The following is a 25054-nucleotide window of genomic DNA, read 5'->3' on the forward strand; positions in this document are numbered from 1 at the left end:
TCACAGGCTCACCCACGGCAGCGCTCACCGGCACGCAGGCGGCAGGGCTCACCAGTACGTCAGCAGCAGGTGGTTGACCAGCAGTGCGAGCACGGCCTGGGCGGCCAGCCAGGCGCGCGGTCCCGGCAGGAAGGCGCAGCTGGGCAGCAGCCACATCGCGAACGGCAGCCAGATGCGTTCCGTCTCCGCCTTGCTCATGCCGGACAGGTCGGCGACCAGGAGCGCGAGCAGGGCGGCGGCCACCACGACGGCCAGGCGGAACGGGGCCGGGTCGGTGCGGGGCGCACGGGTGCGGCGCAGCCCCGCCGCCGTCGCCGGGCCCACGATGAACACCGTGCAGGCCAGGTTCGCCCACACCCAGTAGCCGTACGGCCGCACGCCGCCCGCCCCCTGGTAGTAGCGGGTGACCAGCAGGCGGTACGCCTCCCACCAGTTGAAGCCCAGTGCGGTGAACACGGCCGGTACGACGGCGAGTCCGGCCAGCAGGTAGGGGAGGGGACGCGTGCGGTGCGAGCCCAGCAGGAGGACGGCGGCCGCGGGCACGGCGATGAGCGTGAGGCCGTAGGAGAGGTAGAGGGTGAGGCCGAAGAGGAGCCCTGAGGCGAGGCCGATGGCGCGTGGGTGGTGTCCCGTCACCGCGAGGGCGAGCAGGGCCAGCGCCCAGGCGGCGACCGCGGTGAAGTAGGCGTCGGCCGACGCGCCCATCCACACCGCGCCGGGGGCCAGGGCGAGGAAGGGCGCGGCGCGGCGGGCGAGCCGTTCGTCGGCCAGGGCGCGTACGGCGACCAGGACCGCGGCCGCCGCGGTCGTGCCGACCGTGATGACGAAGGCGCCCGCCCAGGCGCCCCCGCCCAGCCCGATCCGGTCGAGGAGGACGAAGGTGACGGTGGCTCCCGCCGGATGTCCCGCGACATGGGCGGGCCAGTTGCCGGGGGAGTGCAGGAGGATGTGGTGGGTGAAGTCCCGCAGGGTGCCGGGGATGTCGTGGAAGCGGCCGATGACCTGGAGGTACTCGTTGCGGGTCGTCAGCCGTCCGGCGACGCCGAGGTGCCAGCCGTCGACGAGGGCGAGGGACCAGGTCCAGGCCATGGCCGCTGCCCAGGCCGCGAGCAGCAGCGGGCGCCAGGGCAGCCGGACGGCGAGGGAGGGGCCGTAGGCCACGACGGCCACCGCGACGGCGATCGCCGCCGGGGTGCCGGGGCCGACGTGCGGATCCCAGGTCGCCAGCAGCGGGGGCCAGGCGACGCGCAGTGAGCCGTCGCGGTGCTGGATGCCGGTGCCGACGACGGCGGCCGTCACGACGAGCAGCGCGGCGGCCGCGGCGGCGTACAGGTCTCGGCGGAGGTCGCGGTTCACGGTCCGGTTCACGGTCCGAACGCTAGGCCCCGGGGCCGGGCCCGGACGGCTGACGTGCGTGGACGTCAGCGTTTCGTCATGGTTCGCGGAGGCGTTCGCGGGGCGGTGCGGGCCTACGGTCGGGACATGAGACGCACTCCCTTCTCACCCTCCTTCTGGCGCAGCCCTCTGCGCGGCCCCTGGTTCACCTCGGTGCTCGGCGTCGTCCTGCTCGGCGGGATCACCGTGCTGTTCGTGACGGGACTGCTCTCGTACGCCGCCTACAACCCGGGCCTGTCGCCGGTGAACGACAAGACGCCGGACAAGGGGATCCTCGGCTTCTACCTCTTCGCCTGGCCGACCGATCCGCACTGGCTGTACCGGCTCACCCAGGGCGTCCACGTCACCCTGGGGATCACGCTGATCCCCGTGCTGCTGGCCAAGCTGTGGTCGGTGGTGCCCAAGCTGTTCACCCTGCCGCCGGCGCGTTCCCTCGCGCACGCGCTGGAGCGCGTCTCGCTGCTGCTGCTGGTCGGCGGCGGCCTGTTCGAGTTCGTCACCGGCGTGCTCAACGTCCAGCTCGACTATCTCTTCCCCGGCTCCTTCTACCCCCTGCACTTCTACGGCGCCTGGGTCTTCTTCGGCGCGTTCGTCGCGCACGCCGTGCTGAAGACGCCGCTCGCGTGGCGCAATCTGCGCCGGATGCGGCGGGAGGAGCCGAGCGAGCTGGTGTCCGCGGACCCCACCCCGCCCACGGTCTCCCGGCGCGGCGCCCTCGGGCTGGTCGGGGGCGGCTCGCTGCTGCTGTTCGGCACGACGGTGGGGCAGGACGTCGACGGGCTGCGCTGGAGCGCGGTGCTCGCGCCGCACGGCGCCGACCCGGGCGGCGGGCCCGGCGGCTTCCAGATCAACAAGACCGCGGCGTACGCGGGCGTCAGCGCGGCCGACCGGAGCGAGGAGGGGTGGCGCCTGGTGGTGACGGGGCGCACCGGAACGGTCCGGCTCAGCCGTGCCCGGCTCCTGCGACTGCCCCTGCACAGTTCGTCGTTGCCCATCGCCTGCGTGGAGGGCTGGTCGACCTCCGACCAGTGGTGGCGCGGCGTGCGGCTGCGGGATCTCGCGGCGCTCGTCGGGTACGACGGCGATCCACCGGACGTGTTCGTGGAGTCGCTGCAACGGCACGGCGCCTTCCGCCGGGCCGCCCTGCGCGCCAACCAGGTCGCCGACCCGCGCTCCCTGCTCGCCCTGTTCGTCAACGGCGAGGACCTGACCCCCGACCACGGCCACCCGGCACGCGTCATCGTGCCCGCGGCACCCGGTGTCCTCAACACCAAGTGGGTGGCCCGGCTGACCTTCGGAGACCTGCCATGACCCGCCCCCGCCTCGCGCTGCCGCTCGGCAGCCCCCTCCAACTCCTGCTGCTGGTCTGTTCGTTCGCGCTGTCCGGGTACGCCGGGATACGGCTGCTGGCGGGGGACTGGTTCGGCGTCGCCCTGTGGTTCACCGGGGCGGCACTCCTGCACGACCTGGTCCTGCTGCCGCTGTACGCGGCGGCGGACCGGGCCCTCGTCCGCGCGGCCGGCCCACGGCGCCGGTGGGTGGGGTACGTCCGGGTACCGGCCGCCCTCTCCCTGCTGCTCCTGCTGGTCTGGTTCCCGCTGATCACCGGGCAGGTGGCGGACCGCTACGGCGCCGTCACCGGCCTGCCCGCGGACCGGTTCCTGACGCGGTGGCTGCTGGTCACGGCGGTGCTCTTCGGGGGTTCGGCGCTGCTGTTCGTCCTGCGGCTTCGGAGGGACACCAACCGGAGGGAGACGGGCCGGAGGGACACGAAGGAGCGGGCGGCGCAGGTACGTTGACCGAGGCCCTCACCGACCCGGCGCGCGGCGCCCGCGCCGGGCCGGTGGGCGTACTGAGCCGGGAGCCGGGAGCCGGGAGCCGGAAGCCGGAAGCCGGGAGCCGCAAGCCGGGAGCCGGGAGCCGGGAGCCGGGAGCCGGAAGCCGCAAGCCGGGAGCCGGGAGCCGGGAGCCGGGACCGGTGGGCGGTGGGCGGTGGTGCGGCTCGGCCTCACCGCTCGCGCCGTGGCCGCGCGGGCCGCGGTGGAGGCCGTTTCCGGTCGTTCGCGGTCTCGGCGGTGCGGCGGCCTGCCGGTGCGGTGGCCTGCGGTGCGGTGGCCTGGTGTGGCGGGGTGGGGTGGGGGTCGGGGGTGGTCAGTGGTGGTGTGGCTGCTCGGGGCGGGTGTGGGTGCGGGGGGTGCGGTTGCGCAGGGCCGCGAAGGAGCGGCTTCCCGTCGTCCACTGGTCCGTGGCGCGCCAGCCCGCGCGGCGTGCGTGCCGGAGCAGGGCCGGGGTGCCGAGGCGGGCCCACGGGAAAGGGCTGCCGGTGGCTCCGCGGGTGTCGGTGACGTGCACCCGGACCCGTTCGTCGACGGCCGGGTCGGCGTCCGTCTCGACGATCAACAGGCCGCCGGGACGCAGCAGTTGGGACATCCGGGCGAGCAGCGCCCGGGGGTCGCCGCCGATGCCCACGTTGCCGTCCATGAGCAGCGCGGTGCCCCAGCGGCCCTCCGCGGGCAGCTGGTCGAAGACCGAGCGGTGCAGGGCCTGGCCGCCGAGGCCGAGCGTCCGCGTCACCGCCGCCTCGCTCACGTCGACGCCGAGCACCGGCCAGCCGCGTGCGGCCAGCGCCGCGACCAGGCGGCCCGGTCCGCAGCCGACGTCCAGGACCGCTCCCTCGCAGCGCCGTACGACCTCCAGGTCCACCGCGTCCGCGTCGGCGCACCAGCGCTCCACCTCGAGCAGCAGCAGCCAGCCGTCGGCACGGCGCAGGAACAGCGGTCCCCGGCCGGTGCGCAGGGCGTGGGCGTAGGGGTCCGCCGACCAGGTGCCGCCGTCCGGTGGCGCGGCCGGCTGCGGGGCGAGGCGGGTCGTCGTGGCCCGCCGCGCGCCGCTCATCGGCCCGCCGCCGCGAGACGCGTCAGCCGCGCCGCGAACCGGCTGCCGGGCGCCTCACCGGCGACCAGGTGCGCGTCGTCCGCCGTGTCCACGTCCCGCAGCCGCGGCAGGTCCCGCACGCGCAGTCCCGCCAGCCGGGCCCGCTGGGCGGCACCCGTGCCGGGCGTCGACATCGGCACGCCCCGCAGCAGGGCGGGGTCCGGGTCGGCCAGGCCCAGGGCCCAGAAGCCGCCGTCCTCGGCGGGGCCGAAGTACGCGTCGCAGCCGGCGAAGTCCACCGCCAGCAGTTCCGGCGTCACCTGGGGCGTGTCCATGCCGATGAGCAGGGAAGGGCCCGTGCAGTGCGCGAAGGCGGCGGCCAGCCGCTCGTCCAGGCCGCCCCCGCACTGCGGTACGACCTCGAAGCCGGACGGAAGCCACGGGCCCGGCGTGCCCTGGAGGACCAGGACCCGGCGGCGGGCCGGCGTGCGCGCCACGACGTCGAGCGTGTCCGCGAGGGCCGCCTCCGCGAGCTCGGCCGCCTCCCGCGGGGTGAAGGGCGGGGTGAGCCGGGTCTTCACCCGCCCGGGCCGGGGTTCCTTCGCGATGACCAGGAGTGTGGTCACCGGCCGGCTCCCTCGAGTGCCGGCAGCCCGGTGCGCGGTATCGGCGGCTCGGCCAGCACCCGGCTCATGTCCCGCACCGCCTGCCAGGTGCCGCGCCAGGTGCCGGTCACCTTGGAGGCACCCGTGCGCGGGCGGTAGGGGACGTCGTACTCGGCGACGCGCCAGCCCTCGTCTGCGGCGCGCACGACCATCTGCAGGGGGTAGCCGCTGCGGCGGTCCGTGAGACCGAGGGCGAGCAGCGGCTCGCGGCGGGCCGCCCGCAGGGGGCCGAGGTCGTGCAGGCGCAGTCCGGTGCGGCGGCGCAGCAGGCGGGCCAGGGCGAGGTTGCCGGCCCGGGCGTGCGCGGGCCAGGCGCCGAACGACTGCGGGCGGCGGCGGCCGAGCACCAGATCGCTCTCGCCGTCCACGATCCGGCGCACGAAGGGCACCAGGTCGGCCGGGTCGAGCGAGGCGTCGCAGTCGCAGAAGCAGACGATGTCCGCGGTGGCGGCGGTCAGGCCGGCGTGGCAGGCGGCGCCGAAGCCGCGCCGCGCCTCGTGCACCACCCGCGCGCCGAGGTCGCGGGCGATGTCCGCCGAGCCGTCGGTGGAGCCGTTGTCCACGACGAGCGCGCGCCAGCCGGGCGGGATCCGTTCCAGTACCCGGGGCAGGGCCGCGGCCTCGTCGAGGCAGGGCAGCACGACGTCCACGGACGCCGCGGCCACCGGGACTCTCTCGTCTTCGTCGGATGGGGTCGTCACGCCTCTCACCCTACGGATGGGAAGCGGACATTCCGGGCGAGCGCTCCTTACGAAACGCGGACGTCGGACGCGGGCGGCGGCGCACGCGCGTGCGCGGTGCGAGGCTGGCTCCATGGAGCAGCAGCAGGACGCACACACCGGGGCCCGGGTGCTCGTCGTCGACGACGATCCCACGGTCGCCGAAGTGGTCACGGGGTACCTGGACCGGGCCGGATACGTCGTCGACCGGGCCGGCGACGGCCCCGACGCGCTCGCCCGGGCCGCCGCGCACTGGCCGGACCTCGTCGTCCTGGACCTGATGCTGCCCGGCATGGACGGTCTGGAGGTGTGCCGGCGGATGCGGGGGCGCGGGCCCGTCCCGGTCATCATGCTCACCGCCCGCGGCGACGAGGACGACCGCATCCTCGGGCTCGAGGTCGGCGCCGACGACTACGTCACCAAGCCCTTCAGCCCCCGGGAACTCGTCCTGCGCGTCGAGTCCGTCCTGCGCCGCACCCGCCCGGCCCGGCCGGCGCGCCTGCTGAGCGCCGCCGGCCTCTCGCTGGACCCGGCGGCCCGCCGCGCACTGAAGGGGGAGGCCGAACTGGCCCTCACCATAAGGGAGTTCGACCTCCTCGCCTTCTTCCTCGGGCACCCCGGCCGGGTCTTCAGCCGGGAGGACCTGATGCGCGAGGTGTGGGGGTGGGACTTCGGTGACCTGTCCACGGTCACCGTCCATGTCCGCCGCCTGCGGGGCAAGGTGGAGGACGACCCGGGCCGGCCCCGCCTGATCCAGACCGTCTGGGGCGTCGGCTACCGCTTCGACGGCTCGCACGCGGAGGCGTGAGCATGCGCGACAACCTCCTCATCGCCCTCTTCGCCTTCCTCGGCGCCGCCGCGGCCGGGCTGCTCGGCGCCTGTGTGCTGCTGCTGATCCGGCGCCGCTCGCTCGCCCTGCACCTCGGCGTGGTCGCCGCCGTCGCCGTCACCGCCATGCTCGCGGGCACCCTCGCGGTCGCACAGGCCATGTTCCTGTCCGCGCACGACCTGAAGGTGGTCACGACCGTCGTCGCGATGGCCGCCGTGGTCTCCTTCGTCACCGCCCTGCTCCTCGGCCGCTGGGTCGCCGCACGCGGCCGCGACCTCGCGCTCGCCGCCCGCTCCTTCGGCGAAGGCGGCGACTTCACCTCGCCGGACGGTCCCGCCACCGCCGAACTCGCCGCCCTGAGCCGCGAGTTGGAGGCCACCAGCGTCAAGCTCGCCGAGTCCAGGGAGCGTGAGCGCGCCCTGGAGGCCTCCCGCCGCGAACTCGTCGCCTGGATCTCCCACGACCTGCGCACCCCCCTCGCCGGGCTGCGCGCCATGTCCGAGGCGCTGGAGGACGGCCTCGCCACCGACCCCGACCGCTACCTCAAGCAGATCCGCACCGAGGTCGAGCGCCTCAACGGCATGGTCGGCGACCTCTTCGAACTGTCCCGCATCCACGCGGGAGCGCTGGCGCTGAGCCCGAGCAGGATGTCCCTGTACGACCTCGTCGGCGACGCGCTCGCGGGCGCCGACCCGCTCGCCCGCGAGCACGGCGTACGGCTGGTCGGCGGCAGCGTCGAGCCCGTGCCGGTCGAGGTGGACGGCAAGGAGATGAGCCGCGTGCTCGGCAACCTGCTCGTCAACGCGATCCGGCGGACCCCGGCCGACGGCACGGTCGCCGTGGCCGCCGAGCGCTCGCCCGACGGCGTCGTGCTGTCCGTCACGGACGGCTGCGGGGGCATTCCCGAGGAGGACCTGCCCCGCGTCTTCGACACCGGCTGGCGGGGCACCCACGCCAGGACACCGCCCGCAGGGGCGGGTCTCGGCCTGGCCATCGTGCGCGGCATCGTGGAGGCCCACCAGGGCCGGACCACCGTCCGCAACATCCCCGGCGGCTGCCGCTTCGAGGTGACGCTCCCGACGGCCGAGGCGTGACGCCGCGCGGGTCGGTGATTCCGAGGTGGTGCTGCCCGCCGCCGCTTCGTGAAGTGCGGGCAGCACCACCGGTCCGAGGGGCCTACGCCCCGCGCAGCCCGGCCCGCGCGAACTCCCGCATCCCCTCCGCGAAGCCGACCTCGGGCTTCCACCCCAGCTCCTGCCGCAACCGCGCCGAGTCCGCCGTGATGTGCCGTACGTCGCCCAGGCGGTACTCGCCGGTGACGACCGGCTCCGGGCCGCCGTACGCCGCGGCCAGCGCGCGGGCCATCTCCCCGACGGTGTGCGGCTCGCCGCTGCCGGTGTTGTAGGCGCTCAGCGCGCCCTCGTGCGGGCTCGCCGCCAGCGCCGCCACGTTGGCCGCGGCCACGTCCCGTACGTGCACGAAGTCCCGCCGCTGGCGGCCGTCCTCGTAGACACGCGGCGCCTCGCCCCGCGCCAGCGCCGAACGGAAGAAGGACGCGACCCCGGCGTACGGGGTGTCGCGGGGCATGCCCGGCCCGTACACGTTGTGGTAGCGCAGCGACACCGCGGAGCCGCCCGTGGCCCGCGCCCACGCCGCCGCCAGGTGCTCCTGGGCGAGTTTGGTCGTCGCGTACACGTTGCGCGGGTCGACGGGGGCGTCCTCCGCGACCAGGCCGGGCCGAAGGGCCGCCCCGCACAGCGGGCAGGGCGGCTCGAAGCGCCCCGCGTCCAGGTCGGCGACGGCGCGCGGGCCCGGCCGTACCGCCCCGTGCCGGGCACAGGTGTAGCGGCCCTCGCCGTAGACCACCATCGAACCGGCGAGCACCAGCCGCCGTACGCCCGCCTCCGCCATGGCGGTCAGCAGGACGGCGGTGCCGAGGTCGTTGCGCGAGACGTATTCGGCCGCGTCCGCGAAACCCGTGCCCAGCCCGACCATCGCCGCCTGGTGGCACACGGCGTCCACGCCGGTCAGCGCCTGCCGGACGACGGCGGGGCTGCGGACGTCCGACGCCGGGTCGGTGCGCACGTCGAGGACGACGGGCTCGTGCCCGTGGTCCCTGAGTGCCGCCACGACCTGGGACCCGATGAACCCGGCACCGCCGGTGACCAGTACGCGCATACGGCCACGCTAGGGCCGTGAGCGGCCGGGGAGGCGGGCCGCGCCCGTCATGTCACCGGTCCGTAAGACCCTCGGGGCGATGCCGTCCGTACTCCGCATGCCACATGTACTCCGAATGCCACGCGCACCGGGCGTGCCGCACGGACTCCGCGTGGTCCACCGGCGCCTCCCGGCCCCCGCCGGGCGGCGTCGCGGCGCCGTCCGCCGGGCGCGATCCCGCCAGACTCCCGACGGGGCCCTGTGACGCGATCGGTCTAGACTCTCCCCTCAACGGCCCGCGCGACCGAGGCCACCGTGCGGACGGCCTCTGCCAGACCCGAAGGGCATTCGGCGCTTTGATACGAATAGATTCAGTCACCAAGCGGTACCCCGACGGGACGGTCGCGGTCGACAACCTCTCGCTGGAGATCCCCGACCGGTCCATCACCGTCCTCGTCGGTCCGTCCGGCTGCGGCAAGACGACGACCCTGCGGATGATCAACCGCATGATCGAGCCGAGCGAGGGCAGGATCCTGCTCGACGGCAAGGACGTCACGCAGCAGCCCGTCAACACGCTGCGCCGGTCCATGGGATACGTCATCCAGAACGCGGGGCTGTTCCAGCACCGCACGATCGTGGACAACATCGCCACGGTGCCCCGGCTCCTCGGCTGGAGCAAGGACAAGGCGCGCGGCCGGGCGCGGGAGCTGATGGAGCGCGTCGGGCTCGACGGCGCCCTCGCCAAGCGGTACCCGTACCAGCTCTCCGGCGGGCAGCAGCAGCGCGTCGGGGTCGCGCGGGCGCTCGCCGCGGACCCCCCGGTCCTGCTGATGGACGAGCCGTTCTCGGCCGTCGACCCGGTGGTGCGCAAGGGGCTCCAGGACGAACTGCTGCGGATCCAGGACGAGTTGGGCAAGACCATCGTCTTCGTCACCCATGACATCGACGAGGCCGTCAAGATCGGCACCATGGTCGCGGTGATGCGCACCGGCGGTCACCTGGCCCAGTTCGCGCCGCCCTCCGAACTGCTGTCGAATCCCGCGGACGGCTTCGTCGAGGACTTCCTCGGCGCGGACCGCGGCATCCGCCGGCTCTCCTTCTTCTCCACCGCCGGCCTGGACCTGCTCACCCGCCCGATCGTCGCGGTCGACTCCACCGCCGAGCAGATCGCCGAGCGCGGCACGCACGACGTGCCCTACCTGCTCGTCACCGACGTCGAGGGCAGACCGCTCGGCTGGAGCGAGCCGGGGACGCTGACCGCGGGCGCCGTCGACCCCGCGCGGCTGCTGCCGTACGGGCGGCCCTTCGTGCACGGCGAGGAGTCGCTGCGCGCCGCGCTGGACGGCGCCGTGCTCTCGCCCACCGGGTGGGCCGTCGCGGTCGGCGCCGACGGCCGGGTCACCGGCGTCGTCTCGCAGCAGGCCATCGGCGAGGCGATCCGCACCGCCCACGCCGAGGTCCGCGGTGACGAGAAGGTCGCGGGATGAGCGCCGGCCTGTTCGACATACCGAGCGACCTGCAGAACACGTACTGGGGTCTGGTCGCCATGCACCTGCGCCTGGCCCTGGTCCCGGTCGTGGCCGGGCTGCTGGTGGCGCTGCCGATCTCCCAGGTGTGCGTGCTGATGCGCTGGCTCTACCCGCCCGTGCTGTGGGTGACGACCATCCTGTACGCCATCCCGTCGCTGGCCTTCTTCGTCGTCCTCATCGACTACACCGGGCAGAGCGAGCTGACCGTGATGATCCCGCTGGGTGTCTACAGCCTGGTGGTGTTCGTCCCGGCTATCGTGGACGGCGTGCGGTCCGTGCCGCAGGAGACGCTCGACGCCGCCACCGCGATGGGCCTGGGGCCGGTACGCCGCTACCTCCAGGTGCAGCTGCCCATCGCCGCGCCCGCGATCATCGCCGGGCTGCGGGTGGCGACGGTCTCCAGCATCTCCCTGGTCAGCGTCGGCATGCTGATCGGCAACCAGGGCGGCCTGGGCAACCTGCTCAACGACGGCATGATCTACCACCAGCCGCGCCTGGTCTGGCTGTCCGTGATCGGCACGGCCGTCCTCGCCATCCTGGCGGACGCCGTCCTGGTCCTCGTACGGATCCTGGTGACGCCCTGGATGCCGCGCGGCAACCGCAAACCCCGCCCCGTCGACGAACCCGAGCCCGAGACCCGGCCCGCGCCGGCCGCCGCCGCACTGGAGGACGCCGTCCGATGAACGTCCTCCACTTCATCAACGCCTTCTTCAGCGACAGCGCCCACTGGCACGGCTACGACGGCATCCCGACCCGGATGCGCGAGCACATCCAGTACTCGGTCATCGCCCTCGCCATCGCCGCGGCCATCGGCCTGCCGGCCGGCCTGATCACCGGGCACACCGGACGCGGCGGCAACAGCGTCGCCCTCGTCGCCACCGCCGGCCGCGCCCTGCCCAGCTTCGGCCTGCTGGTGCTGATGTTCGTGCTGCTCGGCCTCGGCCAGACCCCGGTGATGATCCCGCTGGTGGTGCTCGCCGTCCCGCCGATCCTGGTCACCACCTACGAGGCGGTGCGCTCCGTCGACCCCTCCCCGGTGGACGCGGCACGGGGCATGGGCATGGCCGAGCCACGCATCCTGTTCCACGTCGAACTCCCGGTGGCGCTCCCGCTGATCCTCAGCGGACTGCGTTCGGCGGCCATCCAGATCGTCTCGACGGCCACCATCGCCGCGTACGTCTCGCTCGGCGGCCTGGGGCGGTACATCGTCGACGGCCTCTACCAGCGCAACTACGAGAAGGTGGTGGGCGGTGCGACCCTGGTGGCCGTGCTGGCACTGGTGACGCTGGGCTTCTTCTGGCTGGTGGCGCGGTTCACGGTGTCGCCGGGCGTACGCAGGGGCGCCGCGTAAGGGACGCGCGGGAAACCACGCGCTCGGCCTGCACCGGCCCTCACCGGCCCGCACCGGCCTGCACCGGCCTGCACCGGCCCCACCGGCCGTGCACAGGCCGGTGCGGGCCGGGCGTCAGTTCCCGGTGCGCGCCAGGGCGAGTTCCAGTACCACCAGCAGGGCGTCGCGCACCGAGCCCCGCTCGCGGGCGTCGAACACGAGCACCGGGACGCGCTCGGCGACGTCGAGCGCCCAGCGCACCTCGTCCAGGGTGTGCTCCACCTTCCCGTCGAAGGCGTTGACGGCGACGGCGAAGGGGATCTGGCGGTGCTCGAAGTAGTCGACGGCGGCGTAGCAGTCGTCGAGGCGGCGGGTGTCCACGATGACCAGGCCGCCGACCGCGCCCTCGACGATGTCGTCCCACATGAAGCCGAACCGCTCCTGGCCGGGCGTGCCGAACAGGTACAGCTTCAGCGTCGGGTCGATGGTGATGCAGCCGAAGTCCATCGCCACGGTGGTCGTGGTCTTGCGCGGGGTGTGGCTGAGGTCGTCCACGCCCGCCGCGACCTCGGTGATGGCGGCCTCGGTCGTCAGCGGCTCGATCTCGGAGATGGCGCCGACGGCGGTGGTCTTGCCCACGCCGAAACCGCCCGCGATCACCAGCTTGACCGGCAGTGGCGGTCTGGCGGCGGTCACCTCGGCGGCCGCCACGGGGGCGGCCGGTTCAGTCCGAGTCACGGATTACCCCTCGGGAGTCGGGGATGGCACGCAGGGCGTCGATCACCCTGCGCAGGACGGTGGCGTCGTGCGTGACGCCGGAGTCGGGGACGTGCACCGTCAGCAGCCCGGCGGCGCGCAGGTCCTCGGCGAGCACCCGGACCACGTTCAGGTGCAGCCGCAGCCGGGCCGCGAGCTCCGCGATGGACTGCGGCAGCCGGCAGGCGGCGATGATGTCGTACTGCTCGAAGGAGAGTTCGTCGAGCACGGCGAGACCCTCGGTGGTGGCCACCACCTGGGTCTCGACCGGTACCGGCCGGCCGGCCGCCGTCGGCGCGACGCGGCCCGCGGTGACCAGGAACGGTCGTACGGCCGGGGCGGGGCCGACCGGGTCCGGACCCGGAGGTGGGGAGCCGTCCGCCATGAGGTCGTCGTCCGTCCCTCGGTCAGAGGGCTGTCGGGGAGCCGACGCTGTTCTTCAGCGCGAGCACCAGTTGCGGGCTCAGCGCGCTGCCGGCCCGGTTGGCGAACAGGGTCATCTCGTAGGCGATGTTGCCCAGCTTCGCCTCCTTGTCGGTGACGACGCCGAGCACGGCGCCGCTGCCGATCGCGGAGACCAGGACATGGCCGCCCTCCAGGTCGATGATGACCTTGTTGAGACCGCCGAGGCCGTAGTTGCCGGACGCGCCGGCGGCCAGGCTGGTGATGCCGGAGACGATCGCGGCCAGCCGCTCGGAGTCGGCGTGCTCGCGCAGTTCGGACACGGCGATCAGCAGTCCGTCCGAGGACACCGCGATGGCGTCCACGACACCCGCGGTCTCCGTGGCGAAACGGTTGAGCAGCCACGTGAAGTCGGCTGCGGCGGCCTGCAGTTCGGCCGGCGTGGTGGCTCCCGCGTCGGGGGTGTCACCTGTCGACGTGCTCACTGCTCGGCTCCTTCCTGGAGGTGGTTCTGGTCGCGGGGGTCGGTGGTCGCGGGCCGGTCGCCGGCGTCGCTGTCGCGGTGCGCCCGCTCCACGGCCGCCTCGAACTCCTCGAGCGAGGCCCGCACCGCGTCCGCGTCCGCGGGCCTCGGGGCCTGCCGTGCCGCCTGCTGGGCGGCGGTGTCGGTGGTGGTGCGGAGGGTGGCACCGCGGACCCGGCGGCGCAGCGGGCGGGGCGAGCCGTCGTCGGCCCGGGCGGACCACGCTGTCCCACCCGGCCGTACCTCGGAGGAGGATACCGGTTGGGCGAGCCCGCCCGGCCGTGCGGGCGTTGGATCATCGGACCGGCTGTGGGTCACGCCGCCGCCCGCCTCGGCACGGCTCGCGGACCCGGCGTCCGAGCCGGCCTCCGTCTCGCGGCGAGGCACCCGGCGGGGCAGCGGCCGGGGGCCGTCCGCACCGGCATCCGCACCGACGGCGGCCGCCGGCCGCGGCCCGGACGGAGCCCCGTCCGGCGGCGGGGAACCGGCCCGCCCGGCGCCGGTACCGGCCGCGTCGGCCGGTGAGCCGGGGGTCCCGGCACCGGCCGGTTCCGTGAGCCCCGTACCGGCGCTCCGGTCCGCCGTCCCCGGCCGGGCGGAGAGCGCCGCGGCCGGCCGTTCCGGCGCACCGTGCGCGCTCACCAGGCGCTGGTCGCCGGCCGGCGGGCCGGCGGTCCCGGCGCCCACCGGGCTCATCGCCAGCAGCAGCGACGACGGCACCGCCACCTCCGCCGTCAGGCCGCCGCCCGGTGTGCGGGACAGCTCGACCGAGACGTCCCAGCGGCGGGCCAGGGTGCCGACCACGAACAGGCCGAGCACCTTCGTCGGCACCAGGTCCAGCCGCTCGCGGCGGATCAGGCGGCCGTTCTCCTCGGCGAGCCGCTCGGCGCTCATGCCCAGGCCGTGGTCGGAGATCACGATGGTGGCGCCCCCGGAGCGCGCGGCGTCCACGCCGTAGGCGTCGCGCACGTACACCTCGACCGGGCTGCCCGCGGGCGAGAACGACACGGCGTTCTCCAGCAGCTCGGCCACCATCAGGGTCAGGTCGCCGATGATGTCGGGCTCCACCATGACCTCGGTGTGCGCGTGCAGCCGCACCCGCTGGAAGCCCTCGATCTGGCCGAGCGCGGCGCGCACGACGTTGGTGAGCGCGGTGGGACCGGAGTCGAGGACCGTCTCGCGGATGCCGGCGAGCAGCATCAGGCTGTCGGCGTTGCGGCGCAGACGGACCGCGATGTGGTCGATGGAGTAGAGGCGTTCGAGCAGCGCGGGATCGGTCTCGCCGCGCTCCACCGCGTCGATCAGGGCAAGTTGACGGGTCGTCAGGTTGCTGACACGGCGGCCGACGTTGCCGAACATCTCGGCGACGTTGCGGCGGCTGAGCACCTGCCGCTCCAGCAGCGCGATCGCGGTGGTCTGCACGCGGTTGAACACCTCGGCCAGCTCGCCGATCTCGTCGCGCGCGGTCACCGGCATCTCGCGCAGCCGCGGCGGGCTGTCGTCCCCGGTGTCGTCGTCGGCCACCCGGGCCAGCTCACGCCCGGCCACGTCGGCGACCTCCTGCGCGGCGCCGGTGAGTGCCTGCACCGGCCGGACCACCGAGCGGCGGACCAGGACCGAGAAGGCGAGCCAGAGGACGAAGCCGAGCAGGGCGCCGGCCAGCAGCAGGCCCGCGCGCCACCAGGAGTCCCGGGAGGCGCTGTCGGCGCCGTCGGCGATCTGGCCGATGAGCGAGGAGGTGATCTTCAGCCGGCTCTCCGCCTGCCGCGGGTAGGCGGGGTACTCCTTCAGGGCCTCCTGGAACGCGTCCCGGATGTCGGCCGGCGTGCTGGCCTGCAGGGTGCTCGGGGCGACCTGGAGCTCGGCGTAGGCCTCGGCGATGTCCTGGTGGGCGGCGGTGTGCTCGATGCCGCTGAGCTGGTCGGCCTGCCGCTCGGTGGCGAACCGGGCGAAGCGCTCGACCTGGTTGGTGTAGAGCTGGTAGGCGCCCACGGCGGTCGTGAACTCGATCTGGGCGTTCGTGTCACCGGTGGTCGCCGAGAACACGCCGGTCTCGAAGGTGCCGTGCGCGGCGTCGGCGCGCAGCAGGGAGTCCAGCAGGTTGCCGGTGAAGGTGGCCGCGAGCTCGGCGTTGCGGTCCAGTCCCAGACCGGCGATCACGGTCCTGGCGGCGTTGTCGTAGGCCGGGTCGATGTTGCTCGCGGGCAGATAGCTCTGCTCGACGGTGTCGCGCAGGCTGGTCAGGCCCTCGACCTCCTTCAGCGCCTGCGCCTCGCCGTCGGTCAGCGCGTCGCCGAAGGTGTCGCGCACCTTCGTGACCTGCGCGTCGACCGCGTGCTGGGCCGTGCGGTAGTCGGAGAGCGTGGACTTCGCGCCGCGGCCGCCGGCCTCGTAGCGCACGGAGAGCAGGATCGCCAGCTGGTGCTCGGCCTCGATCTTGTTGACCAGTGAGGACACCTGCTCGCTGTTGCGCACCAGGTCCGCCGCGGACGCCGCGTTCCGCGCCTGGCCCACCTGGCCGGCGATCAGATAGGCGAGCAGGGCGGCCACCACGGCCAGGGGGACGCCGACCAGGAGGTTGAGCTTGCGCCGGAAGGGCCAGCGGTCGGCGAAGCCTCGTATGCCACCCCTGAGCGGCTTCGGGGCCGGCCGGGCCGGCGCGTCCACCTCTGTCGTGGACACCGGGCCTCCTTCATAAGTCCCATCGCGCGAGCACGCCGATGATGACTTATTCTGATCGTTGAGAAAAGGGACAGGACGGCACCGCAGCGACCCCCGTGACTGCTGTGACGGATGCCAACTGCCGTGAGACTACCGTCTCTTCAATCGATCAAGTGCGTCGCGCTACGTCAAGAATCCGTTACAAAGAGCCCCCGCTTCCCTGCCGGTCCGTTCACTCTGCATTCACAACCGATCACGCATTGAGGCCAATTGGTGACCCGACTGGGCTTGACTGAGTGAGAACGGGCTGGATTGGATCAGTCGCAGAGTTTCCTTCTCATCAATCCCCCGAGTCCGGAACGGGAATCGTGACTTCCAACGCCCCACGCAGCAGGTACCTCAGGAGCTACCCCGCGGCGGCCGTCGCGCTCGCCGCGACCACGGCCCTGCTGGCGGGATGTGGCTCCTCCAACGACAACAAGTCCTCCGATCCGCTCCAGAACGGCAAGTCCGACGGCAAGACGGTCGTCGTCGGATCGAACAACTTCGCCGAGAGCATCCTCCTCGCCGACATCTACGGCGAGGCTCTGAAGGCCAAGGGCATCAAGGTCACCTACAAGCCGAACATCGGCAGCCGCGAGACGACCTACGGTCTGCTGAAGAACGGCTCCATCACCGTGCTGCCCGAGTACAACGGCGCGCTGCTGGCCTACCTCGACCCCAAGGCCACGCCGAAGACGGTCGCGGCCACGACGGCCGCGATCGAGGCCAAGCTGGACTCCAAGCTGGTGCTGCTCGACCCCGCGTCCGCGCAGGACAAGGACTCGGTCACGCTCAACAAGGTCACCGCCGACAAGTACAAGCTGACGTCCCAGTCCAGCATCGCGGACCTGAAGGACATCGCGAAGGACCTGGTCATCGGCGGCTCGCCGGAGTTCCAGACCCGGCAGCAGGGCCTGGTGGGCCTGAAGTCGGTCTACGGCCTGGAGTTCAAGGGCTTCAAGGCGCTCGACGCGGGCGGCCCGCTGACCCAGGCGGCGCTGAAGAAGAACACCGTGCAGGCCGCCGACATCTTCACCACCGACCCGACCATCACCAAGGAGAAGCACGTCGTCCTGCAGGACCCGAAGAACCTCTTCGGGTTCGAGAACGTGCAGCCGCTGGTCTACAAGAGCGGACTGTCCTCGGACGGTGTGTCCGCCCTCAACGCCGTCTCCGCCAAGCTCGACACCAAGGCCCTGCTGGACCTGGACACCCAGGTGCAGGAGGGCAAGGACCCGCTGGACGTCGCCAAGACCTGGCTGAAGTCGGCCGGCATCGGCTGACCGTCCGGCCGTCCGGTGCTTGCGGACGGACCCGCAGGGGTGCCCCCCTCCGCCGTGAGGGGGGCACCCTCGTGCGTCAGTACCCGACGCGGAAGGTCGCGTCCTGCTCGTCCGTCGTGGTCGAGACCGGGTCGATGCGCAGGACGAAGTCCGAGTGGCGGATGTACCGGTCCGGGTGGTTGTACGAGCGGAACGACGCCCAGGAGGCGTCCGCCAGCCCGGCGGTCCGGTGGAACGTGGCGTCCGCGGCGAACGCCGGGGTGCCGTCGTTCACGTCCAGCCGGAGCTTGTAGTCGTAGTGCCGCAGGTACCGGGTCGGGTAGTTGACCGACCGCAGCGACACCCCCGAGCCGTCGGCGAGCCCCGGCACCAGGTGCCACATGCCGTCGGTGTACGGGTCGAAGGCGTACGCGTCGATCCGGCCGGCGAAGTCGGAGTGCCGCACGTAGCGGGCCGGGTAGTTGTACGACTTCAGCCGGTTCCAGGCGGGGGTGCCCCACCGGGTGAGCAGGCCGGCGTACTCGGCCGCGGTGATCGGCTGGATGCCGCAGTGCTTGGAGTTGAGCGGCTGGGTGTAGGTCCGCTGGTCCAGCGCCGTCCAGGTGCCGGAGGCCAGTCCGGTGCTCCGCCAGGCGTAGAAGACGCCGTTCGGGCTCCAGGTGTCGCCCCAGAGGTACCAGGTGCCGCTCGACGTCAGCGACTCCACCAGCGTCGGGGCCTCCGTTCCGCCGTGCGAGACCGCGGTGCCGAACTCGGTGAAGCTGCCCGGCTCCAGGGAGCCGGAGCGCGCGCCGGCGAGCGTCGAGTTCTTCTTGAAGTAGAGGTAGTTGACGCCGTTCACGTCGACCGCCAGGTCGCCGTCGATGACGTCGTAGCCGGGGTCGAAGAAGACCTGGGGGCTGCTCGCGGTCACGAAGTCGCTCGTGTAGTTCACCATGATCACGTTGTGGCCGCTGCCGTCGACGGCCGAGTAGATCACGCCGTACTGCCCGCGGCCCGGGTCCCAGTAGGCCTCCGGCGCCCAGCTGTGGGTGTTCATGTCGTGCAGCTTCATCCGCCGGTAGCCGGTGAAGGAGCGCAGGTCGGTGGAGTCCCAGACGTGGACGTACTGGCTGACGTAGCTCCAGTCGGTGCCCTTGAGGTCGGTGGCGAGCACCACGAACGTGCCGTCCCGCTTGCGCAGGACGAAGGGGTCGCGCAGCCCGCCGGAGCCCGCGGTGGGCGTGGCGACCGGGTTGTTCTGGTTCAGCGGGGTCCACTCCAGGCCGTCGGGGCTGACGGCCAGGTGCAGGCCGTAGTCGGCGGCCAGCATGTCCGGCGACTCCGTGAAGTAGCACATGGCGTAGGCCGTGTCGGTGGCCGCCCGCGCGGTTCCCGCGCCGAGGGCGGGGGCGCCGGTGGCGGCGAGCGGAACGCCCGCCGCCATGCCGAGGAAACGGCGGCGGGAGGGGTGGGGGAGTGCGTGGGGGAGCGCGTCCATCTGGTCTCCAGGGGCATGCGGGGGAGCCTGGCGATCGTGCCGGTATTTCGAACATGGTTCGGTAAGCCGATCAGAACGTAGGGATGTGACACGTGCGCGTCAATCACACGGCCGTGGTTGGCCGGATCTCGCCCACTCCCGGCTCGGCCCGCGCCCGCGCCGCCGCCCCGATCGCCACCGCGTCGCCGCCCAGACCCGCCGCCAGCACCCTCAGCGGGCGCCCGCTGACCGGCGGCTCGGCGGCCAGCGCCCGGCGCACCGACGGCTCCAGCAGCGACCAGGAGCGGCTGACACCCCCGCCGATCACGAAGGTGGTGACGTCCAGCAGCCCCGCCGTGACCAGGATGGCCCGGGCCACGCCCGCGCCCGCGGCCCGGTACACGGCGAGCGCGTCCGCGTCGCCGCGTGCCGCGGCCTCGGCCACCCGGCGGGCGTCCAGGGACCGGCCGGTGCGCTCGCCGTACCGGGCGGCGATGGAGCGGCCGGAGGCGAGGGTCTCCAGATGGCCGCGACCGCCGCAGGTGCACGGCAGCTCGCCGAAGCCGGGCACGTGCCCGATCTCGCCGGCCGCGCCGTGCGGGCCGTCGTACAGGCCGCCTTCCAGCCACAGCGCGCCGCCCACCCCCGTGCCCAGCGTCATGCCGAGCACGTGCGGCACGCCCGCGGCGGCACCGGCGGCCGCCTCGCCGCGCAGGAACGCGTTGACGTCGTTGTCGAGGAACGCCGGTACGCCCAGCGCCCGTTCGGCCTCCGCCGTCACCTCGAAGCCGGCCCAGTCGCGGAAGGAGTCGCTCGCCACCAGAATCCGTCCGGCCCGCGCGTCCACCACCCCGGCCGCGCCGATCCCGACGGCGAGCAGCCGGGCGGGCATCCGGCCGAGCAGCCGCCGTACGCAGTCCAGGGCGGCGCCCAGCATGGCCGCCCCGCCCTCGGCCGCCGGGGTCGGCACCTCCAGACGGCCGAGGAGGGCGAGGTCCGTCGCGCACAGGATCACCCGGGTGGTCGTGCCGCCGATGTCGACGCCGGCGATCACCTCGGGAGCTTTCCCGCCGGCCGCTCCGCCCGGGCGGGCGGGTCCCCACGTCACGCGGTGGCCTCCGTCCGCTGCCGCGCCCGCCGGCGCCGCTGCACCACCGGATCCGGTACGGGGACCGCCGCGATGAGCCGGCGGGTGTACTCGGTGCCGGGCCGCAGCAGCGTGGCCATGGTGGGCCCCTGCTCCTCCACCCGCCCGGACCGCATCACGACGACCCGCTGGGCGAACTCCTGGACGACCGCCAGGTCGTGGGAGACGAACAGGCAGGCGAAGCCGAGCTCGCGCTGCAACTCGGCGATCACTTCGAGCACCGTCCGCTGCACGCTGACGTCGAGCGCGCTCGTCGGCTCGTCCGCGACCAGGAGCCGGGGCCCGAGGACCAGGGAGCGGGCCAGGCTGACCCGCTGGCGCTGGCCCCCGGACAGCTCGCGCGGTCCCCGCGCGGCCGACTCCCGCGGCAGACGGACCAGTTCGAGCACCTCCGCGACCCGCGCCCGGCGGTCGGCGGCCGACATGTCCCGGCGGTGTGTCCGCAGCGGCTCGGCGACGCACTCGGCCACGCTCATCCGCGCGTCCAGCGAGGCCACCGGGTCCTGGAACACCACGCCCACCCCGGACAGCAGCGCACGCCGCTTCCGGCCCCGCGAACGGCCGAGGTCGGTGCCGAAGAGCGACACCGTTCCGGAGTCCGGCGGGATCAGGCCCAGGGCGACCCGGGCCGCCGTCGACTTGCCGGAGCCCGACTCGCCCACGAGCCCGACGGTCTCACCGGGCCGGACGTCCAGCGTCACGCCGTCGAGGGCCCGCACGGCTCGCGGGCCCCGCCCGAACCGCACGCGGACGTCCCGGAGCGCGACCACCTCCGTGCCCTCCCGCGCGGGGGCGTCCTCCCCGCTGAGCGCCAGCCGCGGGACCGCCGCCAGCAGCCGCCGGGTGTACTCGTGCCGCGGCCGCAGCAGCACCTCCTCCACCGGGCCGGTCTCCACGATCTCGCCGCGCAGCATCACGGCGACCCGGTCGGCGAAGTCGGCGACCACGCCCATGTTGTGGGTGACCAGCAGGACACCGGTGCCGGAGTCCGACGCCAGCCCCCGCAGCAGGTCGAGGATCTCCGCCTGCACCGTCACGTCCAGGGCCGTCGTCGGCTCGTCCGCGATCAGCAGGCCCGGCGAGTTGGCGATCGCCATCGCGATGACGACCCGCTGGCGCTGCCCGCCCGAGAGCTGGAACGGGAACGCGGACGCCCGCCGCTCCGGCTCGGGAATGCCGACCCGGCGCAGCAACCCGACCGCCTCCCGGGCGGCTTCGGCCCGCGAGAGCGGCCGGTGGTTGCGGATGACCTCGGCGATCTGCGCGCCCACCCGGGTGAGCGGGTCCAGAGCCGTGGCCGGTTCCTGGAACACCATCGAGGCGGTACGGCCGCGCAGCCGGGCGAGTTCGGCCTCGCCGGCGCCGACGACCTGCGTACCGCCGACCCGCACCCGGCCCGACACCCGCGCGCTGCCGGGCAGCAGGCCCAGCGCGGCCAGCGCGACCGTCGACTTCCCGGAGCCGGACTCGCCGACGAGGGCGAGCGTCTCGCCGGGCCGCACGTGCAGTGCGACGCCGCGCACCGCGGGCACGTCACCGGTGTCCGTGGTGAACGTGACCCCGAGCCCCTCGACGTCCAGTACCCGCTCCGTCTCCGCGGCGCTCATCCCCGCCCCCTCACGTCGAACGCGTCCCGCAGCCCGTCGCCGATCGCGTTGAACGCGCACACGACGAGGATGATCGCCAGCCCGGGTGGGACGATCAGCCACCAGCGTCCCGAGTACGCCGCCGTCAGGCCGGCCGACAGCATCCCGCCCCAGTCGGTCTTCGGCGGTTGCACGCCGAGCCCCAGATAGGAGACGTAGGCGACGAGCAGGATCGCGTCCGCGACCTGGAACGTCGCCGCCACGACGATCGTCGACACCGAGTTCGGCAGGATGTGCCGGGTGACGGCCCGGACGTGGGTGCCGCCGGTCGCGCGCAGCGTCAGCACGTAGTCACGGCTCTTGAGCGTGAGCGTCTCCGCCCGTACCAGCCGGGACGGCACCAGCCACGACACCAGGCCGAGGACCACGATCAGCCCGAGGGTGTCCGGCGTCGTGATCGCGGAGACCACCAGCAGGATGAACAGCGCGGGAATCGCGATCCCGGCGTCCACCACGCGCATCATCACCGCGTCCACCCAGCCGCCCGCGTAGCCCGCCGCCGCGCCCCAGAGCGTCCCGATGACGGTGGCGAGGAGCCCGGCGGCGAGCCCGACGACGAGCGAGACGCGCCCGCCGTACATGAGCCGCCCGAGCTCGTCGTGCCCCACGGCGTCCGTACCCAGCCAGTGCGCGCCGCCCGGCGCCAGGTTGACCTGGTGCAGGTCCGTGTGGGTCTGGTCGGTGGAGTACAGCAGCGGCCCCACGAAGCAGAGGAGCAGGAAGAGCACGACCACCACGAGGCCGGCGACGGCGAGCCTGTCGCGCGCGAACCTGCGCAGGGACAGGCGGTGGCCGGCGACGGGCTCCGCCGTCGGTGCGCCGGTCTGCAGCACGGCACTCATACGCGGTCCTCCTTCGGATCCGGGTCGGCCGCCGCCCGGTCGCGGGCCGGCCGGCTCATGCGCGGCCGTCCTTCACACGGGGATCGACGATCCGCTGCACGACGTCGGCGAGCAGCGTTCCGGTGACCGTCGCGACGGAGATGACGAGGACGCAGCCGAGCAGCACCGGATAGTCGGCAGACTGCGCGGCGCTCCAGAACAGCAGCCCCATGCCGGGGTAGTTGAAGAGCTGCTCGACGACGAGCGCGCCGCCGAACAGGACGGGCACGTAGTAGCCGAGCATCGCGATCACGGGGGTCAGCGAGTTGCGCAGCACGTGCCGGAAGAGGATCGCCCCCTGCCGCGAGCCGCCCGCCCGCGCGGTGCGGACGTAGTCCTCGGAGAGGTTCTCCAGGGTCGAGGCGCGCATGTACCGGCTGAAGACCGCCACCATGGAGGCGGCCCCCGTGACCACCGGCAGCACGAGCGCCGCCGGGTCCGCGAACACCTGTGCCAGGGTGTCGCCCTGGGGCGCCTGCGAGGGGAACCAGTGCAGCGTCTGGGTGAAGACCAGCACCAGGATCAGGCCCAGGAAGTACACGGGCGTCGAGTACGCCACGAAGCTCAGCGTGGTGATCACGTAGTCGGCGGGCCTGTTGCGCCGCACGGCCTGCCACATGCCGAGCGGGATCGCCAGCAGCAGACCGGCCAGCGCGGAGAGCACCGTCAGCACCAGCGTCTTGGGCAGCCGCTGCCCGATGAGCTGGGCGACGCCCTCGTTGAGGGTGTACGACGTGCCCAGGTCGCCGTGGAGCAGCGTGCGCAGGTAGTAGACGTACTGGACCGGCAGCGGCCGGTCCAGGCCCTGCTCGTGGTTGAAGGCGGCGATCTGCTGCGCCGTCGCCTGCGGTCCGAGGATTCCGCGTGCGGGGCCCCCGGGCAGCGCGTGCAGCAGGCAGAAGACCACGACCGTGACGATGAGGATCACCACGAGGGCCTGGAGCAGCCGCCGGGCCAGGTAGAGGAGCGTCTGCATGCCTCAGCCGGTCCACTTCCACTGCGCGGGGTGGAAGTTGGCGAGGGAGTCCTGGGCGAAGCCGCCCAGGCCGTCGCGCATCACGGAGATCTGGTAGTCGGGTTCCGGCAGCCAGATCACCGGCAGGTCCTTGGCGAGGGCCGCGCTGTAGTCCTGGATCGCCCGGTTCGAGCCCGACGTCGTGGAGGCGCTGATGAGCCGGTCGGCCTGCGCGTTCGAGTAGCCGCCGAAGTTCGAGCCGCCCGCGGACTGGAAGAGGGAGTCGCCGGTCGGGAAGGCGGGGAAGTACCAGCTGCCGGCCGTACCGAAGAAGGACAGCTGCCACCTGCAGACCGACTGGCCCGCCGTGCACTGCGGGGTCTGTGAGAGCACCGAGTTGACCGGTGCGGTCCTGATGGAGAGCTTGATGCCGGTCTTCGCGAGCGAGGACTGGATCGCGCTCATCATGTTGTCGGTCACGGCCGACCCGGACTGCGACAGCACCTGCATCCGGAACTTCGTCCCCTCGGCGACCCCGTCACCGCACCTGCCCGCCCCGCTGCCCGGGCTCGTGCACGTCATCACCCCGCCCTGCTCGGTCCAACCGTGGCCGGTGAGAAGGGCTCTGGCCGCGCTCGTGGAGAACGGGTACGGGTTGTCCCGCTGTGTCCGCGAGACGAACGCGGAGGCCTGGGCCGTGGGGACGGGGCCGTATCCGGGTACCGCCGTGCCGCTGAAGACGACCTTCGCGAGGGTCGTCTGGTCGATCGACCGCTGGATCGCCTGGCGGGCGTAGAGCTGCCGGAACACCGGCCCCATGGACGGGTTGTGGAAGTTGTACGGCATGTAGGTGATCGCCCAGCCCGACCACGGCTTCACGGTGTAGCCGCGTGAGGTGAAGCTCTCCTTCTGGTCGAGGTCGGTCGCCTCGATGTAGCCGTAGTCGACGCTCCCGGAGCGCAGGGCGTTCTTCTCGGCGTCCGCCGTGGTGAACGGCAGCAGGTTCACGGTGGAGATCCCCGGCTTCTCCCCGCCGTCGTACGTCTTGCTGGCCGCGAGGACGACCTTGCCGGCCGTCGAGAAGGACTTCACGGTGTACGGGCCGCTGACGGTCTTCCACAGGGGGTCGGAGGCGTACCCCCCGATGTTCCTGGCCGCGTCGTTGAGGTATTTCCACGTCGCCGCCGGACTGCCGCCCTTGTCCCAGGCGTGCTCGGGCAGCGGCGTGATGAGCTGCAGCTCGTTCGCCAGCATCCACTGCGGGTTGTACGCCTTGTCGAAGGTGATCGTGAAGTGGCGGTCGTCGTCGGCCCTGAAGGAGGTCCAGTTGTCGGGCGCCTGGCCGGGCGTGTAGCCCGCCCACTGCTTCTTGTCCGCCTTGATGAGGCCGAACCAGAACTGCACGTCCTTCGAGGTGATCGGCTTGCCGTCGCTCCAGTGGCGGTCGCCGAGGGTGATCCTCACGCTCTTGTTGTCGGGGGCGAAGTCGGCGGCCGTCGCGATCGAGCCGGCCTTGTTCCAGCCGATCGTGCCGGTCGAGCCGTCGTAGGCGATCAGCGGCTCCCACAGCGCGTGCGCGATGGAGCTGTTGTTGGTGTTCAGGTGCGCCGCCGTGCCGATCGGCAGGATCCAGTTCGGCGTGAAGTTCGCGGGCAGCGCGTAGTTGATCGAGTCCTTCGACGCGGACGGGGAACCGGCCGACCCGGAGCAGCCCGCGAGCAGCAGCGCGCCCGCGGAGAGGGTGACACCGGCCAGGAGTCTCGTGCGGGCAGGGGACATGGCTCTCCTCGGGGAAGGGGGT

General features: G+C 73.2%; 23 protein-coding genes. 8 read left to right on the forward strand and 15 right to left on the reverse strand.

Annotated elements, in window-relative coordinates; translation table 11 throughout:
* Positions 1–48: 48 nt before the first annotated feature.
* Positions 49–1368, reverse strand: a complete 1320-nt coding sequence (locus ACJ9NR_RS29880; protein ID WP_412491632.1) for a hypothetical protein — start codon at positions 1366–1368, stop codon at positions 49–51.
* Between the two features lie 114 nt (positions 1369–1482).
* On the opposite strand from ACJ9NR_RS29880, the gene ACJ9NR_RS29885 reads away from it, so the two are divergent.
* Together ACJ9NR_RS29885 and ACJ9NR_RS29890 are read left to right on the forward strand one after the other, a co-directional pair.
* Positions 1483–2706 (forward strand): molybdopterin-dependent oxidoreductase, encoded by a 1224-nt coding sequence (locus ACJ9NR_RS29885; RefSeq protein ID WP_412491631.1) that lies wholly within the window; start codon positions 1483–1485, stop codon positions 2704–2706.
* Positions 2703–3194 carry a hypothetical protein gene (locus ACJ9NR_RS29890; protein ID WP_412491630.1) on the forward strand — a complete coding sequence of 164 codons (492 nt, stop codon included), beginning with the start codon at positions 2703–2705 and terminating at the stop codon, positions 3192–3194. Before ACJ9NR_RS29885 ends, ACJ9NR_RS29890 begins: the two co-directional genes overlap by 4 nt.
* 352 nt (positions 3195–3546) lie before the next feature.
* On the opposite strand, the gene ACJ9NR_RS29895 is transcribed toward ACJ9NR_RS29890, so the two are convergent.
* The 3 genes from ACJ9NR_RS29895 to ACJ9NR_RS29905 are packed head-to-tail and all read right to left on the reverse strand — an operon-like array spanning position 3547 to position 5644.
* Entirely contained in the window at positions 3547–4290 is a 744-nt protein-coding gene (locus ACJ9NR_RS29895) for a class I SAM-dependent methyltransferase (protein WP_412491629.1), read from the reverse strand.
* Positions 4287–4895, reverse strand: a complete 609-nt coding sequence (locus ACJ9NR_RS29900; RefSeq protein WP_412491628.1) for a TIGR04282 family arsenosugar biosynthesis glycosyltransferase — start codon at positions 4893–4895, stop codon at positions 4287–4289. Before ACJ9NR_RS29900 ends, ACJ9NR_RS29895 begins: the two co-directional genes overlap by 4 nt.
* On the reverse strand, positions 4892–5644 hold the full coding sequence (locus ACJ9NR_RS29905; RefSeq protein ID WP_412491627.1) for a glycosyltransferase family 2 protein: 753 nt from the start codon (positions 5642–5644) through the stop codon (positions 4892–4894). Before ACJ9NR_RS29905 ends, ACJ9NR_RS29900 begins: the two co-directional genes overlap by 4 nt.
* Before the next feature lie 103 nt (positions 5645–5747).
* Here ACJ9NR_RS29905 and ACJ9NR_RS29910 point away from each other — a divergent pair, with 103 nt between their 5' ends.
* Together ACJ9NR_RS29910 and ACJ9NR_RS29915 are read left to right on the forward strand one after the other, a co-directional pair.
* Positions 5748–6461, forward strand: coding sequence for a response regulator transcription factor (locus tag ACJ9NR_RS29910; RefSeq protein ID WP_412491626.1), 714 nt, complete (start codon positions 5748–5750; stop codon positions 6459–6461).
* A gap of 2 nt (positions 6462–6463) precedes the next feature.
* Positions 6464–7576 (forward strand): sensor histidine kinase, encoded by a 1113-nt coding sequence (locus ACJ9NR_RS29915; RefSeq protein WP_412491625.1) that lies wholly within the window; start codon positions 6464–6466, stop codon positions 7574–7576.
* Between the two features lie 82 nt (positions 7577–7658).
* On the opposite strand, the gene ACJ9NR_RS29920 is transcribed toward ACJ9NR_RS29915, so the two are convergent.
* Complete coding sequence (locus ACJ9NR_RS29920; protein ID WP_412491624.1) at positions 7659–8660, reverse strand: NAD-dependent epimerase/dehydratase family protein; 1002 nt, start codon at positions 8658–8660, stop codon at positions 7659–7661.
* A gap of 335 nt (positions 8661–8995) precedes the next feature.
* Here ACJ9NR_RS29920 and ACJ9NR_RS29925 point away from each other — a divergent pair, with 335 nt between their 5' ends.
* Genes ACJ9NR_RS29925 through ACJ9NR_RS29935 form a run of 3 tightly spaced genes read left to right on the forward strand, consistent with a single transcriptional unit; the run spans position 8996 to position 11519 of the window.
* Positions 8996–10126 (forward strand): ABC transporter ATP-binding protein, encoded by a 1131-nt coding sequence (locus ACJ9NR_RS29925; RefSeq protein ID WP_412491623.1) that lies wholly within the window; start codon positions 8996–8998, stop codon positions 10124–10126.
* On the forward strand, positions 10123–10851 hold the full coding sequence (locus ACJ9NR_RS29930) for an ABC transporter permease (RefSeq protein ID WP_412491622.1): 729 nt from the start codon (positions 10123–10125) through the stop codon (positions 10849–10851). Before ACJ9NR_RS29925 ends, ACJ9NR_RS29930 begins: the two co-directional genes overlap by 4 nt.
* A complete protein-coding gene (locus ACJ9NR_RS29935; protein ID WP_412491621.1) occupies positions 10848–11519 on the forward strand; it encodes an ABC transporter permease in 672 nt (223 codons plus the stop codon). The genes ACJ9NR_RS29930 and ACJ9NR_RS29935 overlap by 4 nt, the downstream gene beginning before the upstream one ends.
* Before the next feature lie 114 nt (positions 11520–11633).
* On the opposite strand, the gene ACJ9NR_RS29940 is transcribed toward ACJ9NR_RS29935, so the two are convergent.
* From ACJ9NR_RS29940 to ACJ9NR_RS29955, 4 genes are read right to left on the reverse strand one after another with little or no spacing between them, the layout of a single operon-like run.
* Positions 11634–12236, reverse strand: a complete 603-nt coding sequence (locus tag ACJ9NR_RS29940; protein ID WP_412491620.1) for a GTP-binding protein — start codon at positions 12234–12236, stop codon at positions 11634–11636.
* Entirely contained in the window at positions 12223–12639 is a 417-nt protein-coding gene (locus tag ACJ9NR_RS29945; RefSeq protein ID WP_412491619.1) for a DUF742 domain-containing protein, read from the reverse strand. The genes ACJ9NR_RS29940 and ACJ9NR_RS29945 overlap by 14 nt, the downstream gene beginning before the upstream one ends.
* Positions 12640–12661: 22 nt before the next feature.
* On the reverse strand, positions 12662–13141 hold the full coding sequence (locus ACJ9NR_RS29950; protein WP_404197119.1) for a roadblock/LC7 domain-containing protein: 480 nt from the start codon (positions 13139–13141) through the stop codon (positions 12662–12664).
* Positions 13138–15861, reverse strand: coding sequence for an ATP-binding protein (locus ACJ9NR_RS29955; protein WP_412512743.1), 2724 nt, complete (start codon positions 15859–15861; stop codon positions 13138–13140). Before ACJ9NR_RS29955 ends, ACJ9NR_RS29950 begins: the two co-directional genes overlap by 4 nt.
* A gap of 347 nt (positions 15862–16208) precedes the next feature.
* On the opposite strand from ACJ9NR_RS29955, the gene ACJ9NR_RS29960 reads away from it, so the two are divergent.
* Positions 16209–17165: an ABC transporter substrate-binding protein gene (locus ACJ9NR_RS29960; RefSeq protein WP_412491617.1), complete on the forward strand. Its 957-nt coding sequence runs from the start codon at positions 16209–16211 to the stop codon at positions 17163–17165.
* Positions 17166–17241: 76 nt separating this feature from the next.
* Here ACJ9NR_RS29960 and ACJ9NR_RS29965 read toward each other — a convergent pair whose 3' ends face one another.
* From ACJ9NR_RS29965 to ACJ9NR_RS29990, 6 genes are all read right to left on the reverse strand, one after another.
* Complete coding sequence (locus tag ACJ9NR_RS29965; protein ID WP_412491616.1) at positions 17242–18645, reverse strand: glycoside hydrolase family 43 protein; 1404 nt, start codon at positions 18643–18645, stop codon at positions 17242–17244.
* Between the two features lie 103 nt (positions 18646–18748).
* A complete protein-coding gene (locus ACJ9NR_RS29970) occupies positions 18749–19678 on the reverse strand; it encodes an ROK family protein (RefSeq protein ID WP_412491880.1) in 930 nt (309 codons plus the stop codon).
* Between the two features lie 50 nt (positions 19679–19728).
* On the reverse strand, positions 19729–21378 hold the full coding sequence (locus tag ACJ9NR_RS29975; protein ID WP_412491615.1) for a dipeptide ABC transporter ATP-binding protein: 1650 nt from the start codon (positions 21376–21378) through the stop codon (positions 19729–19731).
* Positions 21375–22259, reverse strand: coding sequence for an ABC transporter permease (locus ACJ9NR_RS29980; RefSeq protein WP_412491614.1), 885 nt, complete (start codon positions 22257–22259; stop codon positions 21375–21377). The genes ACJ9NR_RS29975 and ACJ9NR_RS29980 overlap by 4 nt, the downstream gene beginning before the upstream one ends.
* Positions 22260–22314: 55 nt before the next feature.
* Positions 22315–23274 (reverse strand): ABC transporter permease, encoded by a 960-nt coding sequence (locus ACJ9NR_RS29985; protein ID WP_412491613.1) that lies wholly within the window; start codon positions 23272–23274, stop codon positions 22315–22317.
* 3 nt (positions 23275–23277) lie between these two features.
* Positions 23278–25032 carry a peptide ABC transporter substrate-binding protein gene (locus tag ACJ9NR_RS29990; RefSeq protein WP_412491612.1) on the reverse strand — a complete coding sequence of 585 codons (1755 nt, stop codon included), beginning with the start codon at positions 25030–25032 and terminating at the stop codon, positions 23278–23280.
* Positions 25033–25054 lie beyond the last annotated feature (22 nt).

It is taken from the genome of Streptomyces sediminimaris (assembly GCF_047049295.1).
Taxonomy (GTDB): Bacteria; Actinomycetota; Actinomycetes; order Streptomycetales; family Streptomycetaceae; genus Streptomyces; species Streptomyces sediminimaris.